Genomic DNA, 13125 nt, shown 5'->3' on the forward strand with positions numbered 1-13125 from the left:
GCGCGGCGTGGGGGTCGCGGGGCAACGGCGCCCCGTACCCGGAATGATACGCGACCGCGCGGACGGGCGTGTCAGCGGCCGCGCAGCGCCTGGCCGCGCGCCTGCACCATCAGCGCCTTCATGTCGCGCACGGCCTTTTCCCAGCCGTCGAACACGGCCTGGGCGACGATGGCATGGCCGATGTTGAGCTCGGCGATGCCGTCCAGCGCGGCGATCGGCGCCACGTTGCCGTAATGCAGGCCGTGGCCCGCATTGACGCGCATGCCGTGGCGCAGCCCTTCGGCCAGCGCCGCGCGCAGCCGGTCGAGCTCGCGCGCGACCTGCTCGCCTTCAGCCTCGGCATACGCCCCGGTGTGCAATTCGATGACGGGCGCGCCGGCCTGGGCGGCCGCCTGGATCTGGGCCGGCTCCGGGTCGATGAACAGCGACACCCGGATGCCGGCGTCGCGCAGCCGGGCCACCGCCGCGCTGACGTCCGGCAAGGCGCCGACCACGTCCAGCCCCCCTTCGGTGGTGAGCTCGGTGCGCTTCTCGGGCACCAGGCAGACATCGCTGGGCCGCACCGCGCAGGCAATGTCGAGCATTTCCGGGGTGATGGCGCATTCCAGGTTCATGCGGGTGCGCAGCACCGGGCGAATGGCATGCACGTCGGCATCCTGGATGTGCCGGCGATCCTCGCGCAGGTGCAGCGTGATCAGGTCCGCCCCGGCGTCTTCGGCGCGCAGCGCGGCGGCCACCGGATCGGGATAACTCGTGTGACGCTGCTGGCGCAGCGTCGCCACGTGGTCGATATTGACGCCCAGCTCAATCATGGTGCTTTTGCGGATGATACCTGCGTGACTTCGTTCCAGCCGCCGCCCAGGGCCTTGTACAGCTCCACGCGGTTGTTCAGTGCCTCCAGGCCCGCCTGCACCAGCGACAGCTGGGCGCTGAAGAAATCGACCTGCGCCGTCTGCACTTGCAGGAAGCTGTCGACGCCGCCCTGATAGCGCAGGGTGGACAGCTCCAGCGTGCGGGCGGTGGAGGTCTGCAGCGAACGCAGCGCATCGAGCTGCGCGCCGTAGGTGGCCTCGCCCGCCAGCGCGTCCGAGACTTCGCGGAAGGCCTGCTGGATAGTCTGCTCGTACTGCGCCACCGCGATGTTGTCGCGCGCCCTGGCCAGGTTCAGCCCCTCGCGGATGCTGCCGCCGGCGAAGATCGGCGTGGTGATCGACGGCGTGAAATTCCAGGCGCGCTGGCTGCCTTCGAACAGCGAGCCCAGCGAGGTGCTCGCCACGCCCAGCATGCCGGTCAGCGAGATGGTCGGGAAGAACGCCGCGCGCGCGGCGCCGATATTGGCATTGGCCGACTTGAGCTGGTTCTCGGCGGCCATGATGTCCGGACGGCGCTCGAGCAGGTCCGACGGCAGGCCGGCCGGCACCGAGGCCAGCAGCTGGTCGCGGCCGAACTCGGCGGGCGGCGGCAAGTCCGCCGGCAACGGCGCGCCCACCAGCACGGTCAGCGCATTGATGGACTGGGCGCGCACCCGCGCCAGTTGCGCCAGGTCGGCCGAGGCCGAGTCGAGCAGGCCCTTGGCCTGGTTCAGGTCGAGTTCCGACGCCACGCCGCCGTCGAAGCGGCGCTTGACCAGGTCGTAGGACTCCTGGCGCGAAGCCAGCGTCTTGCGGGTCAGGTCGAGCTGGACCTCGGCGGCGCGCTGCGTGAAGTAGGCCTGCGCCACCGCGCCCACCAGGGTGATGTGCACGCTGCGCTGCGATTGCTCGGTGGCCAGGTACTGCTGGTAGGCCGCCTCGGACAGGCTGCGCAGCCGGCCAAACAGGTCGATCTCGAAGGTGGTCAGGCCGATGCCGGCCTGGAACGTGTTGCCGACCGTATCCGAGCCTGTGGGGCTCATGTTAGCCGGCGTGCGCTGCCGCGTGCCGTCGATGCCCGCGCCGATGCTGGGCCACTGCGCGCCGCGCTGCACGCCGTACTGGGCGCGCGCCTCTTCGACGCGCTGCACGGCGATGCGCAGGTCGCGGTTGTTGACCAGCGCCAGTTCGATCAGCTTCTGCAGGCGCGGATCGCGGAAGAACTCGCGCCAGCCGATATCGGCCGCCGGCACCGCAGCCGCCGGCGCCACCGCGGCGGCAGGCTGTTCGGACAGCGAGGCCGGCGTGTCGTAGGCGCCGTACTGGACCTTCGGCTGGGCCGGCCAGTCGGCCGACACCGGCGCCTCGGGACGGTGGTAGTCCGGCGCCAGCGAGCAACCGGCCAGGGCCGTGGCCACGCACAGCGACAGCGCGGTTCGTTTGTACATCAGGGCGGTCATTCCTTGCCCTCCTGCCCAGGGGCGGATTGATCGGAAGCCTTGCCGGAGCCGTCGGCGGCATCGTCGGAGGCCGATTCGCGGGCGCGCTTGGCGGCCTGTTCGGCCTCGAACTGCTTCAGCTCGTTGCCGAGCAGGCGCGGCTTGGTCTTGAAGAGGCTCAGCACCACGACGAAGAAGGTCGGCACGAAGATGACCGCGAACGGCGTGGCCGCCAACATGCCGCCCAGCACCCCGATACCGACGGCGCGCTGGCTGGCGGCGCCGGCGCCCGTGGCGATGGCCAGCGGGATGACGCCCAGGATGAAGGCCAGCGAGGTCATCAGGATGGGACGGAAGCGCAGGCGCGCCGCCTCGACGGTGGCCTCGTACAGCCCCATGCCGCGCGCGTACTGGTCCTTGGCGAACTCGACGATCAGGATGGCGTTCTTGGCCGCCAGGCCGATCACGGTCACCATACCCACCTGGAAGTACACGTCGTTGGACATGCCCAGCACGGACACCAGCGCGACCGCGCCCAGCATGCCCAGCGGCACCACCAGCATCACCGACAGCGGGATGGCCCAGCTTTCATACAGCGCGGCCAGCACCAGGAACACGACCAGCAGCGACAGGCCCATCAGGATGGGCGCCTGGTTGCCCGCCTGACGTTCCTGGTAGGACAGGCCGTTCCATTCGTAGCCGAAGCCGGCCGGCAACTGCCCGACCAGGCGCTCCATCTCGGCCATGGCCTCGCCGGTACTGTAGCCGGGCGCGGCGTCGCCGCCGATCCGCATGGACTCGTAGCTGTTGTAGCGCACGACCTGCACCGGGCCTTCCGTCCATTTGGCCGTCACGAAGCTCGACAGGGGCACCATGCCGCCTTCGTTGTTGCGGACGTTCATCTTGAGGATGTCGTCGACCTGCATGCGATGGCGGGCCTCGGCCTGCACCCAGATGTTCTGCATGCGGCCCATGTTCGGGAACTTGTCGATGTAGGCCGAACCGAGCGCCGTGGAGATCAGCGTGGCGGCCGCGTCGAAGTCCACGCTCAGGGCGGCGGCCTTGTCGCGATCGATGGTCAGGTTCAGCTGCGGCCCGGCTCCCAGGCCGGTGATGCGCACCTGCGACAGCACCGGGCTCTTCATGGCTTCGCCCATCAGCTGGGCGGTGGCCTGCGCGAGCGCCTCGGTGCCCGCGTTGGCGCGGTCCTGCAGCCGGAAGTCGAAGCCGCTGGCATTGCCCAGCGAGGAAATCGCGGGCGGCACCAGCGTGAACACCTGGGCGTCATGGATGCCCATCAGCTGCTTCTGGAAGGCCGCGAAGGCGATCGCGCCGGCCGAGTCGCCAGGCCCCTTGCGTTCGGAGAAGTCCTTCAGCGTGGAGAAGGCGATGGCGGCGTTCAGGCCGTTGCCGTTGAAGCTGAAGCCCTGCACCGTGATGATGTTCTCGACCTGCGGCAGCCCCATGAAGTACTGCTCGACCTGCTCGATCACGTCGATGGTCCGGTTGGCGCTCGCGCCGGCCGGCAGCTCGATGTTGCTGACCACGTAGCCCTGGTCTTCCTCGGGCAGGAACGACGAGGGCAGGCGGAAATACAGCCAGCCCAGCAGCACCACCAGCAGCAGGAAGAACAGCATCATGCGCCCGCCCTTGTGCAGGATGCGCGAGACCCAGTTCTGGTAGCCGTGCGTGGTGGCGTCGAACTTGCGGTTGAACCAGCCGAAGAAGCCTTTCTTGTCGACGTGGTGGCCCTTGGGGATGGGCTTGAGAATGGTCGCGCACAGCGCCGGCGTGAAGGTCAGCGCCAGGAAGGCCGAGAAGAAGATCGACACGGCCATGGCCACCGAGAACTGGCGATAGATGACGCCCACCGAGCCGCTCATGAAGGCCAGCGGCAGGAACACCGTGACCAGCACCAGCGTGATGCCGACGATGGCGCCGCTGATCTGCGGCATGGCCTTCTTGGTGGCCTCCTTGGGCGGCAGGCCTTCGGTCGCCATGATGCGCTCGACGTTCTCGACCACCACGATGGCGTCGTCCACCAGGATGCCGATGGCCAGCACCATGGCGAACATGGTCAGCACGTTGATGGAGAAGCCCAGCGCCAGCATCACCGCGAACGCGCCCAGCATGGCCACCGGCACCACCAGGGCCGGGATGAGGGTGTAGCGGACGTTCTGCAGGAACAGGAACATCACCAGGAACACCAGCACCATGGCCTCGGCCAGCGTGTGCAGCACCTGCTCGATCGACACCTTCACGTACGGCGCCGTGTCGTACGGGATGTCGTACGTGATGTTGCCGGGGAAATACCGCGACAGCGATTCCATCTCGGCCCGCACGCCCTCGGCGGTGGCCAGCGCGTTGGCGTCGGGCGACAGCACGATGGCGAACGCGGCCGTGGGCTTGCCGTTCAGGCGCGCGCCGAACTGGTAGTTGTCCGCGCCCACCTCGATGCGCGCCACGTCGCGCAGCCGCACCGACGAGCCGTCGGTGTTGGCGCGCAGCACGATGTTGCCGAACGCCTCGACCGTGGAAAGCTGGCCGTTGACGATGACCGTGGCGGTGGAGCGCTGGCTGTCCGGGTTGGGCGGCGCGCCCATGCTGCCGGCCGAGATCAGCACGTTCTGCCGGCTGATGGCGGCGTTCACGTCGCTGGCGCTGAGGTTGTAGCCCACCAGCTTGTCCGGGTCGATCCAGATGCGCATGGCGCGCGGCGCCGCGAACAGCTGGAACTGCCCCACCCCCGGCACGCGCGAGACCGGGTTCTTGATATTGCGCGTGATGTAGTCGGCCAGCGCGGTCTGGTCGAGCGAGCCGTCGGTGGACGACAGGGTGACGATCAGCAGGAAGCCGGCGCTGGTCTGCTCGTACTGGATGCCCTGCTGCGTCACGGCGCCGGGCAACTGCGCCGACACGTTGGAGACGCGGTTCTGCACGTCCACCTGGGCCAGGCCCGGGTCGGTGCCCGGGGCGAAGGTGGCGGTGATCTGGGCCTGGCCGTACGAGTCACTGACGGACTCGTAGTACAGCAGGCCCTTGGCGCCGTTGAGCTCGTCCTCGATGATACTGGTGACCGACTCGGCCACTTCCTTGGCCGACGCGCCGGGATAGGTCGCGGTGATGGTGATCGCCGGCGGGGCCACGTCCGGGTACTGCGCCACCGGCATGTTGGGGATGGCCAACAGCCCGGCCAGCAGGATGAACAGGGAGACTACCCAGGCGAAAATCGGTCGATCGATAAAGAATTGCGGCATGTGGGCTGACTCTGAAAGTGCTCACGAAAACAGGCACGCGGCGCTGCGCGCCGCGTGCCGTTCAGGATTTCTGCCCCGCGGCCGGCTGCTGAGGCGCCGCCCCTTCGCCTGGGGGCTTGCCTGCGTCGGGGGGTTGGCCGCCGGCCGGCGGCGCGGCCTTGCCCGCCGCGCCGGGGTTCCATGGCGAAGCCTGCACCGGCGCGCCGGGCCGGATCTTCTGGAAGCCCTCGACCACGACCACATCGCCGGCCTTGAGGCCGCTGGTGATGAGCCACTGGTTGTCGATGACCGCGCCGGTCGTGACGGCAACCTGCTCGATCTTGTTGTCCTTGACCAGCATCAGGCTCTGCATGCCGTCGGCGGTACGCTGCAGCGCCTGCTGGGGCACCAGCAGGGCCTGCTTGTTGATGCCTTCGTCCACCCGCACGCGCACGTACATGCCCGGCAGCAGGATGTGGTCGGGGTTGGGCACCTCGGCGCGCAGGTTGACCTGGCCCGTGGTGGGATCGACCGTGATGCCGGTGAACAGCAGCTTGCCGTCATGCGGGTAGACCGAGCCGTCCTCGAGCAGCACGCTGACCTTGGCGGCATCCGGCCCCACGCGCTCCATCTGGCCGCTGGCGAAAGCCTGGCGCAGCTTGGCCAGGTCGCCGGTGCTTTGCGTGAAATCGACGTAGACCGGGTCGAGCTGCTGCACCAGCGCCATCTGCGTGGCCGAGGCGGCCTCGACCAGCGCGCCCTCGGTGACCAGCGGCTTGCCGATGCGCCCGTCGATGGGCGACGTGACGTCGGTATAGCCCAGGTTGATCGAGGCGTTGTCCAGGTTGGCCTTGGCCGCCGCCACGGCAGCCTCGGCCTGCCGGTAGCCCGCCACCGCGTTGTCGTATTCCTGCTTGCTCACCGCGTTGGCCTTGACCAGCGGCGCGTAGCGATCGGCCAGGGCCTTGGCGCTGTACAGGTCGGCCTGGGCCTGCTTGAGCTGGGCCGCGGCCTGATCGCGCGCGGCCTTGTAAGGCGCCGGATCGATCTTGAACAGCAGCTGGCCGTCCTTGACGTCGCCGCCCTGCTCGAATTCGATCTTCTGGACGATGCCGGTAACCCGCGCGCGGATCTGCGCGTCGCGCACGGCGTCGACGCGGCCGGGCAGTTCGGAAATGATCGACGCGGGCTTGGGCTCAACGGTAACGACGCTGACTTGCGGCATGCCGGGATTCATCTGCGGTTGTTCTTTGCAACCTGCCAGGACCAGGACGGCGAGCGCGACGGCGCCGAATCCCGAGACACGATGAGGCGAAAAACGCATGAAGTCCTCACGGAGTAGAACCGCGCCGCGAGAGTCCGCGCACACGGGGCCGAACGCGCCGGATAGGCGTTCGGGAAGCCCGTTACTGTACCGTATTTTTGTCTTAAAACGACAGCTTTTCGCGCATACTTACTGTATTGCGCACTGTATTCCTGCCTTACGACGAGCTCGACTCGGCCACCAGGTTGCCAAGGAATACGTACCCCATGCCGTGGACGGTGTGCAGCGGCAGCCGGGCGCCGGCGGCGCGCACCTTCTTGCGCAGGCGGCTGATCGAGACATTGATGGTGCGCAGGCTGGCCTGCGGCACCGCCTGCATCAGGGCCTGGCGGGTGAGCTCGCGCTGCGGGTTGGCCAGCAGGCAGAGGAAGCAGGCGCGTTCGGTGCTGGTGAGGCTGACGCGCTGGCCCGACGGCGTGACCAGCACCCAGCCCTGGTACAGCAGGCTCCACCAGCCATCACTGCCGCTGCGATGCGCGAACACCACGCGGGCAAGGGAATGATCGGAGGCGGGAGCGGGAGGCGGGGAAACGACCATGGTGGCATCAGGGGAATGACAGCGCGTTGCTGCGGCGCGACAGTGCGCCTACAGGACGGCACACCGGGTTGCCCGTCCATACGAAAGATTACCCGCGGGGCATCGGCCCGTCGCACGGACGGGTACAAAATAGGACTGTTCCGATACGCGGCGCCGCGACCGGCCGCCGGGGTGCCGCGCTTCAGCCGTGCGCGGGCCGGTGGACGTCGTGCGCGACGAAGCTCTGGTCGGCCGGCGGCCGTTCGAGCACGCGCGGGTCGGACAGGGTGCGCTGGATGTCGGACAGCCCGCTGTGCCAGTGCTCGCGCATGGCTTCGGTGCCGAACTCGTAGTCTTTCGAGTTGCGCTCGTAGTGCTTGGCCTCGTAGACGAGGTTGATCACGTTGACCGCCGGCGTGCAGGCCTGCTCGCGGATGTCGGCCAGCGCGGCGCTGTTGCGTTCGTGTTCGGGCAGGCGCTCGAGCAGGCGCTGCAGGCTGCGGCGCAGCTTGAGCACCCGCTGGAAATTGTTGGTCACCGTGCGGGTGCGGCTGGAATACTGGATGTCTTTCTGGCGCTCGGCCACTTCTTCGAGGTTGGTGGGCAGCGGCCCGCGCGCCGGCCAGAGGTCGACCTGGAAAGCCAGCGTGTCGGCCATGGGATGGACCGACAGCACGTGCGCCAGCGGCGTGTTCGAGACCACGCCGCCGTCCCAGTAGTAGTCGCCATCGATCTCCACGGCCGGAAAGCCCGGCGGCAGGGCCCCCGAGGCCATGATGTGCTCGACCCGCAGTTCGGTGCGCGTGCTGTCGAAATAGGCGAAGTTGCCGGTGCGCACGTTGACCGCCCCGAAGCTGGCGCGCACCCCGCCCTTGTTGAGGAGATCGAAATCGACGTAGCGGCGCAGGGTATCGGCCAGCGGCGTCGTGTCGTAGAAGCTGGTGGCGGCCGGCCCGCCTCCGTGCAGCCAGTATGGCGGCGGATAGCGCGGCTTGAAGAAGCCCGGCTGGCCCGACATGAGCGCATGGAAGGCGGCGAGCTGGCCATTCATGGCCGGCGAGCCGAAGCCGAACGGGATGCCCTGGAACATGCCGGCCAGCGCATCGCCCCAGGGCAGCGCCGAAAACCCGGTGGGCCGGCAGATGCTTTCCCAGAAGCCGCGCAGGCGCTCGACCCGTTCGTCGGGCGGCGAGCCGGCGATGATGGCGGCGTTGATGGCGCCGATGGAGATGCCGGCGAGCCAGTTGGGGCGGATGCCGGCCTCGTGCAGCCCCTGGTAGACCCCCGCCTGGTACGAACCCAGCGCCCCGCCGCCCTGCAGCACCAGCGCCACGGTATCGTAGGCCGGCGCCGCCGGGCGGCGCCGGGAGGTGGCCTTGCCGGTCATTTGGCCGGCAAGGGCTGCTGCGGCGCGGCGCTGCCGGCGCGGAACGGATAGCGGGCGAACACCTGCGCCACGCTGGCGTCGACGTTCTGCGCGGACGAGGCCTGGGTCGGGTCGTCGATGACGCCCACGCTCACGCCTTCCCAGACGAGCTGCTTGCGCCGGGCATCGACCAGGTCGATGTTGAGGGTGCCCTCGGTGTACTGGTAGACGTCGCTGCCCCAGCCGTAGCCGGGCCAGCCGCCGTAGAAGCCGGCCCGGTAGCCGTAGTACGGGCCGGGCGGCGCCGGCGTGACTTCGGTCTTCTGCTGCAATTTGGCGTTGAAATTGACCAGCAGGTCGGGCGACTGTTCCGCGTAGGTGTAGCCGCGCATTTCCATCTGCGCGCGGGTGGCGGACTTCAGGCGTTCGGTGAGCAGCGTGCTGTAGCCGGCCTTGTCGGTGCCCAGCGGCGACATGAAGCCAAAACTGCGGTAGCGACCGAAGTCGGCGCCGTGGTCGTAGTCGCTGCGCACGGTGGGACCGGAGGCGCAGGCCGACAGCAGGCCGGCGACGGCCAGGGCGGGAAATAACGCGGTGCTTTTCATGGTGGTCTCCGCAGGATGGGGGCTGATCGCGCAGGCATCATGCCACGAAGGCTACGAACTTGCAATACGATCTCATTTGCATCTTGCAGGCCCGCGCCCGGCCGCTACACTATGCCCTGCTTTCCTTTCCGGCGCCATGACCTATCCTCCCCTGGAACTCGACGGCTCGATCTGGCTGCGCGCGGGCGCCCAGACCTGGGGCGGCAAGAACCGCATCGACCTGCTGCTGCAGATCGACGCCACCGGCTCGATCAGCGCGGCGGCGCGCGCGGTGGGCATGAGCTACAAGGGCGCCTGGGACGCCATCGACACCATGAACAACCTGGCGGGCGAGCCGCTGGTGCTGCGCGCCACCGGCGGCAAGGGCGGCGGCGGCGCGCGGCTGACCGAGCGCGCCCGCAGGCTGGTGGCCACCTTCCAGGCGCTGGAAACCGAGCACCGGCGCGTCATGGCCCACCTGGCCCAGGCCGGCCTGGACGCCGCCGGCGATCTGAACCTGATGAGACGCATCATGCTCAAGACCAGCGCCCGCAACAAGCTGCTGGGCACCGTCAGCGCCATCCGCCCCGGCGCGGTCAACGATGAAATCGCGCTGCGCATTGCCGGCGGCCACGAAATCGTCGCGACCATCACCCACGAAAGCACCGCCGAACTGGCGCTGGCGGTCGGCGCCGAGGTGATCGCGCTGATCAAGGCGCCGTCGGTGATGATCGCCCTGCCCGGCGACGGCCTGAAGCTGTCGGCCCGCAACCAGTTGCGCGCGACCGTCGCCGCCGTACGCCCGGGCGCGGTCAACAGCGAGGTCATCCTCGACCTGCCGGGCGGCGGCACCCTCGTTGCCATCATCACCCAGGACAGCGCCGAAACCTTGAAACTGGCGCCGGGCGCGGCGGCGCTGGCGGTGTTCAATGCCTCCAGCGTGATCCTGGGCGTGGTGGCCTGAACCGGGCGCGCCGGGGCGGCGCCCGGCCGGTCATCCCAGCAGCAAGGCGTCGTCGGACAATTTCTCGCCCCGCACGCGCTCGAACATGGCGAGCAGGTCCGGCACGTCCATGCCCTTGCGCTCGTCGCCGGACACGTCCAGCACCACCTGGCCCTGGTGCAGCATCACGGTGCGGTCGCCCACGTCGAGCGCCTGGCGCATGCTGTGCGTGACCATCATGGTGGTCAGCTTGCTTTCGGCCACGATGCGCGCGGTCAGCTGCAGGACGAAATCGGCGGTGCGCGGGTCCAGCGCCGCGGTGTGTTCGTCGAGCAGCAGGATGCGCGACGGCTGCAGCGCGGCCATCAACAGGCTGACCGCCTGCCGCTGGCCGCCGGACAGTAGGCCGATGCGGTCGGTCAGGCGGTTCTCGAGGCCCAGGCCCAGCGTGGCCAGGCGCTCGCGGAAGCCTTCCCGCATGGACGCCTTGACGGCGCGGCCGAAGCCGCGCCGCGTGCCGCGCAGCTGGGCCAGGGCCATGTTTTCCTCGATGGTGAGGTCTTCGCAGGTGCCGGCCATCGGGTCCTGGAAGACGCGCGCCACCCGGCCGGAGCGTTCCCAGACCGGCTTGCGGGTGACGTCGGCGCCGTCGATCTCGATACGCCCCTCGTCAACCGGCAGGTCGCCCGAGACGGCATTGAGGAAGGTCGACTTGCCGGCCCCGTTGGAGCCGATGACGGTGACGAACTGGCCGCTGGGGATCTCCAGCGACAGCCCGCGCAACGCCCGCGTCTCGATGGGCGTGCCGGCGTTGAAGGTGATTTTCAGGTCTTGTGCGCGCAGCATGCTCAGGCTCCTTTCTTGCCGACCAGGCGGCGCTTGGCCATGGGAATGACCAGGGCGATGGTGACCAGCACCGCGGTGACCAGGTTCAGGTCCTGGGCCTTCAGGCCGATGAATTCGCTGTTGAGCGCCAGCGCGATGAAGAAGCGGTAGACGATGGCGCCCAGGATCACCGCCAGCGTGGCCAGCACCAGCTTGCGCGACGGCAGGATGCTTTCGCCGACGATGACGGCGGCCAGGCCGATGACGATGGTGCCGATGCCCATGGAGATGTCGGAGCCGCCCTGCGTCTGCGCGAACAGCGCGCCCGCCAGGCCGACCAGCGCATTCGACAGCGCCATGCCGGCCAGGATCATGCCGCCGGTATTGACGCCCTGCGAGCGCGCCATGCGGCCGTTGGAGCCGGTGGCGCGCATGGCCAGGCCGGTCTGGGTGGCCAGGAACCAGTCCAGCAGCAGCTTGACCGCCACCACCACGCCCACCAGGATGAGCGGGCGCGCGACGTAGTCGCTCAGCCATGCGGGCTGCAGGATGGTGAACACGGTGGGCTCGGTGATCAGCGGCACATTCGGCTTGCCCATGATGCGCAGGTTGACCGAGTACAGCGCGATCATCATCAGGATGCTGGCCAGCAGGTCCATGATGCGCAGCCGCACGTTGAGCCAGCCGGTGATCAGGCCCGCCACCGCGCCGGCCGCCGTGGCCGCGATGGTGGCCAAAAACGGGTCGACGCCGCCGGCGATGAGGGTGGCCGCCACGGCGCCGCCCAGCGGGAAACTGCCGTCGACGGTCAGGTCGGGAAAGCGCAGCAGGCGGAAGGATATGAATACGCCCAGCGCCACCAGGCTGAAAATCAAGCCGATTTCCAGGGCGCCGAGCAAGGAGAACAGGGACATGAATCGAGTCTGGCTGACCGGGTCTCGTGAACCCGGCCGGCACTGCCTTGGGTGTGTTCGGTGGGACAACCGGCGCCGCCGGCCCCAATGAGGGGGCCGGCCCGCGCCGCGTTACTTGATGACTTCGGCGGCCGACTTCAGCAGCGCGTCGGACAGGGTCACGCCCTGCTTGGCAGCGGCGCCCGGGTTGACGAACAGCTGCAGGTTGGAGCTGGTCTCGGACGGGATGGCGCCGGGCTTCTCGCCCTTCAGGATGCGCACCACGATCTTGCCGGTCTGCACGCCCAGGTCGCGATAGTCGATGCCCAGGGCGGCGATGGCGCCGCGCTTGACGCTGTCGGTGTCGGAGGCCACCAGCGGGATCTTGGCGTCGTTGCCGACCTTGACCAGCGATTCATACGCCGACACCACGTTGTTGTCGGTGTTGGTGTAGATGACGTCCACCTTGCCGATCAGGCTGCGCGCGGCCGAGGCCACGTCGACCGTGCGCGGCGCGGCGGCCTCGACCAGGGTCATGCCGGCCTTGGGCAGCAATTCCTGCAACTGCTTGACCACCACGACCGAGTTGGCTTCGCCGGGGTTGTACACCATGCCGACGCGCTTGGCGCCGGGCACGACCTTCTTGATGAGCTCGATCTGCTTGTCGAGCGCCAGCAGGTCGGACACACCGGTGACGTTGGTGCCGGAGGCTGCCATGCTGGGCACCAGTTGCGCCGCGACCGGATCGGTGACGGCGGAATACACCACCGGCACGTCCTTGGTGGCCGCCACGACCGACTGCGCGGACGGGGTGGCGATGGCGACGATGGCGTCGGGGCGGTCGCCCACGAACTTGCGGGCGATCTGGGCGGCCGTGCCGGTGTTGCCCTGGGCGCTCTGGTATTGCCATTTGAGGTTCTTGCCGGGCTCGTAGCCGGCCTGCTTCAGGGCGTCCTGCACGCCGTCGCGCACGGCGTCGAGCGCCGGGTGTTCCACGATGGCGGTCACGGCCACCGATTTTTGCTGCGCCGCAACAGGAGCGGCCTGGATAGCCAGCGCCGCCGCCACTGCGCCCACCGTCAGAAAATGTTTTTTTCCGATCAGCATAGGGTCAACTCCTTGCACCTTCTGGTGTTTGATTATTATC

General features: G+C 68.6%; 11 protein-coding genes. 1 reads left to right on the forward strand and 10 read right to left on the reverse strand.

The annotated features are described in order from the left end of the window. Positions 1-71 precede the first annotated feature (71 nt). The 7 genes from CAL24_RS15165 to CAL24_RS15195 all read right to left on the reverse strand — a co-directional run bounded on the left by CAL24_RS15165 (position 72) and on the right by CAL24_RS15195 (position 9338). Positions 72-812: a pyridoxine 5'-phosphate synthase gene (locus CAL24_RS15165; protein ID WP_028354088.1), complete on the reverse strand. Its 741-nt coding sequence runs from the start codon at positions 810-812 to the stop codon at positions 72-74. After that, positions 809-2311 (reverse strand): efflux transporter outer membrane subunit, encoded by a 1503-nt coding sequence (locus CAL24_RS15170; protein ID WP_094807104.1) that lies wholly within the window; start codon positions 2309-2311, stop codon positions 809-811. Before CAL24_RS15170 ends, CAL24_RS15165 begins: the two co-directional genes overlap by 4 nt. Then, positions 2308-5547, reverse strand: coding sequence for an efflux RND transporter permease subunit (locus CAL24_RS15175; RefSeq protein ID WP_094807105.1), 3240 nt, complete (start codon positions 5545-5547; stop codon positions 2308-2310). Before CAL24_RS15175 ends, CAL24_RS15170 begins: the two co-directional genes overlap by 4 nt. Positions 5548-5608: 61 nt before the next feature. Further along, entirely contained in the window at positions 5609-6850 is a 1242-nt protein-coding gene (locus CAL24_RS15180) for an efflux RND transporter periplasmic adaptor subunit (protein WP_094807106.1), read from the reverse strand. A 157-nt stretch (positions 6851-7007) separates the two neighbouring features. Continuing rightward, positions 7008-7388, reverse strand: a complete 381-nt coding sequence (locus tag CAL24_RS15185; RefSeq protein ID WP_038853367.1) for a helix-turn-helix domain-containing protein — start codon at positions 7386-7388, stop codon at positions 7008-7010. Positions 7389-7569: 181 nt separating this feature from the next. Beyond that, a complete protein-coding gene (locus CAL24_RS15190; RefSeq protein ID WP_094807107.1) occupies positions 7570-8754 on the reverse strand; it encodes a DUF3734 domain-containing protein in 1185 nt (394 codons plus the stop codon). Next, positions 8751-9338 (reverse strand): DUF4136 domain-containing protein, encoded by a 588-nt coding sequence (locus tag CAL24_RS15195; protein ID WP_094807108.1) that lies wholly within the window; start codon positions 9336-9338, stop codon positions 8751-8753. The genes CAL24_RS15190 and CAL24_RS15195 overlap by 4 nt, the downstream gene beginning before the upstream one ends. Positions 9339-9474: 136 nt before the next feature. On the opposite strand from CAL24_RS15195, the gene CAL24_RS15200 reads away from it, so the two are divergent. Beyond that, a complete protein-coding gene (locus tag CAL24_RS15200; protein WP_094807109.1) occupies positions 9475-10281 on the forward strand; it encodes a TOBE domain-containing protein in 807 nt (268 codons plus the stop codon). 30 nt (positions 10282-10311) lie between these two features. Here the strand turns inward: CAL24_RS15200 and CAL24_RS15205 are convergent, their stop codons facing one another. From CAL24_RS15205 to CAL24_RS15215, 3 genes are all read right to left on the reverse strand, one after another. Then, positions 10312-11106, reverse strand: coding sequence for an ABC transporter ATP-binding protein (locus tag CAL24_RS15205; protein ID WP_028354096.1), 795 nt, complete (start codon positions 11104-11106; stop codon positions 10312-10314). A 2-nt stretch (positions 11107-11108) separates the two neighbouring features. Then, positions 11109-11999 (reverse strand): ABC transporter permease, encoded by an 891-nt coding sequence (locus tag CAL24_RS15210; protein WP_094807110.1) that lies wholly within the window; start codon positions 11997-11999, stop codon positions 11109-11111. A gap of 111 nt (positions 12000-12110) precedes the next feature. Next, entirely contained in the window at positions 12111-13085 is a 975-nt protein-coding gene (locus CAL24_RS15215; RefSeq protein ID WP_028354098.1) for an ABC transporter substrate-binding protein, read from the reverse strand. Positions 13086-13125 lie beyond the last annotated feature (40 nt).

Origin of the sequence: Bordetella genomosp. 2 (assembly GCF_002261345.1) — a bacterium.
Classification (GTDB): Bacteria; Pseudomonadota; Gammaproteobacteria; order Burkholderiales; family Burkholderiaceae_B; genus Bordetella_A.

Bases quoted from the DNA above. Each gene is read 5' to 3' on its own strand.
- CAL24_RS15165 (WP_028354088.1), bottom strand. From the start codon at position 812: ATGATTGAGCTGGGCGTCAATATCGACCACGTGGCGACGCTGCGCCAG.
- CAL24_RS15170 (WP_094807104.1), bottom strand. From the start codon at position 2,311: ATGACCGCCCTGATGTACAAACGAACCGCGCTGTCGCTGTGCGTGGCC.
- CAL24_RS15175 (WP_094807105.1), bottom strand. From the start codon at position 5,547: ATGCCGCAATTCTTTATCGATCGACCGATTTTCGCCTGGGTAGTCTCC.
- CAL24_RS15180 (WP_094807106.1), bottom strand. From the start codon at position 6,850: ATGCGTTTTTCGCCTCATCGTGTCTCGGGATTCGGCGCCGTCGCGCTC.
- CAL24_RS15185 (WP_038853367.1), bottom strand. From the start codon at position 7,388: ATGGTCGTTTCCCCGCCTCCCGCTCCCGCCTCCGATCATTCCCTTGCC.
- CAL24_RS15190 (WP_094807107.1), bottom strand. From the start codon at position 8,754: ATGACCGGCAAGGCCACCTCCCGGCGCCGCCCGGCGGCGCCGGCCTAC.
- CAL24_RS15195 (WP_094807108.1), bottom strand. From the start codon at position 9,338: ATGAAAAGCACCGCGTTATTTCCCGCCCTGGCCGTCGCCGGCCTGCTG.
- CAL24_RS15200 (WP_094807109.1), top strand. From the start codon at position 9,475: ATGACCTATCCTCCCCTGGAACTCGACGGCTCGATCTGGCTGCGCGCG.
- CAL24_RS15205 (WP_028354096.1), bottom strand. From the start codon at position 11,106: ATGCTGCGCGCACAAGACCTGAAAATCACCTTCAACGCCGGCACGCCC.
- CAL24_RS15210 (WP_094807110.1), bottom strand. From the start codon at position 11,999: ATGTCCCTGTTCTCCTTGCTCGGCGCCCTGGAAATCGGCTTGATTTTC.
- CAL24_RS15215 (WP_028354098.1), bottom strand. From the start codon at position 13,085: ATGCTGATCGGAAAAAAACATTTTCTGACGGTGGGCGCAGTGGCGGCG.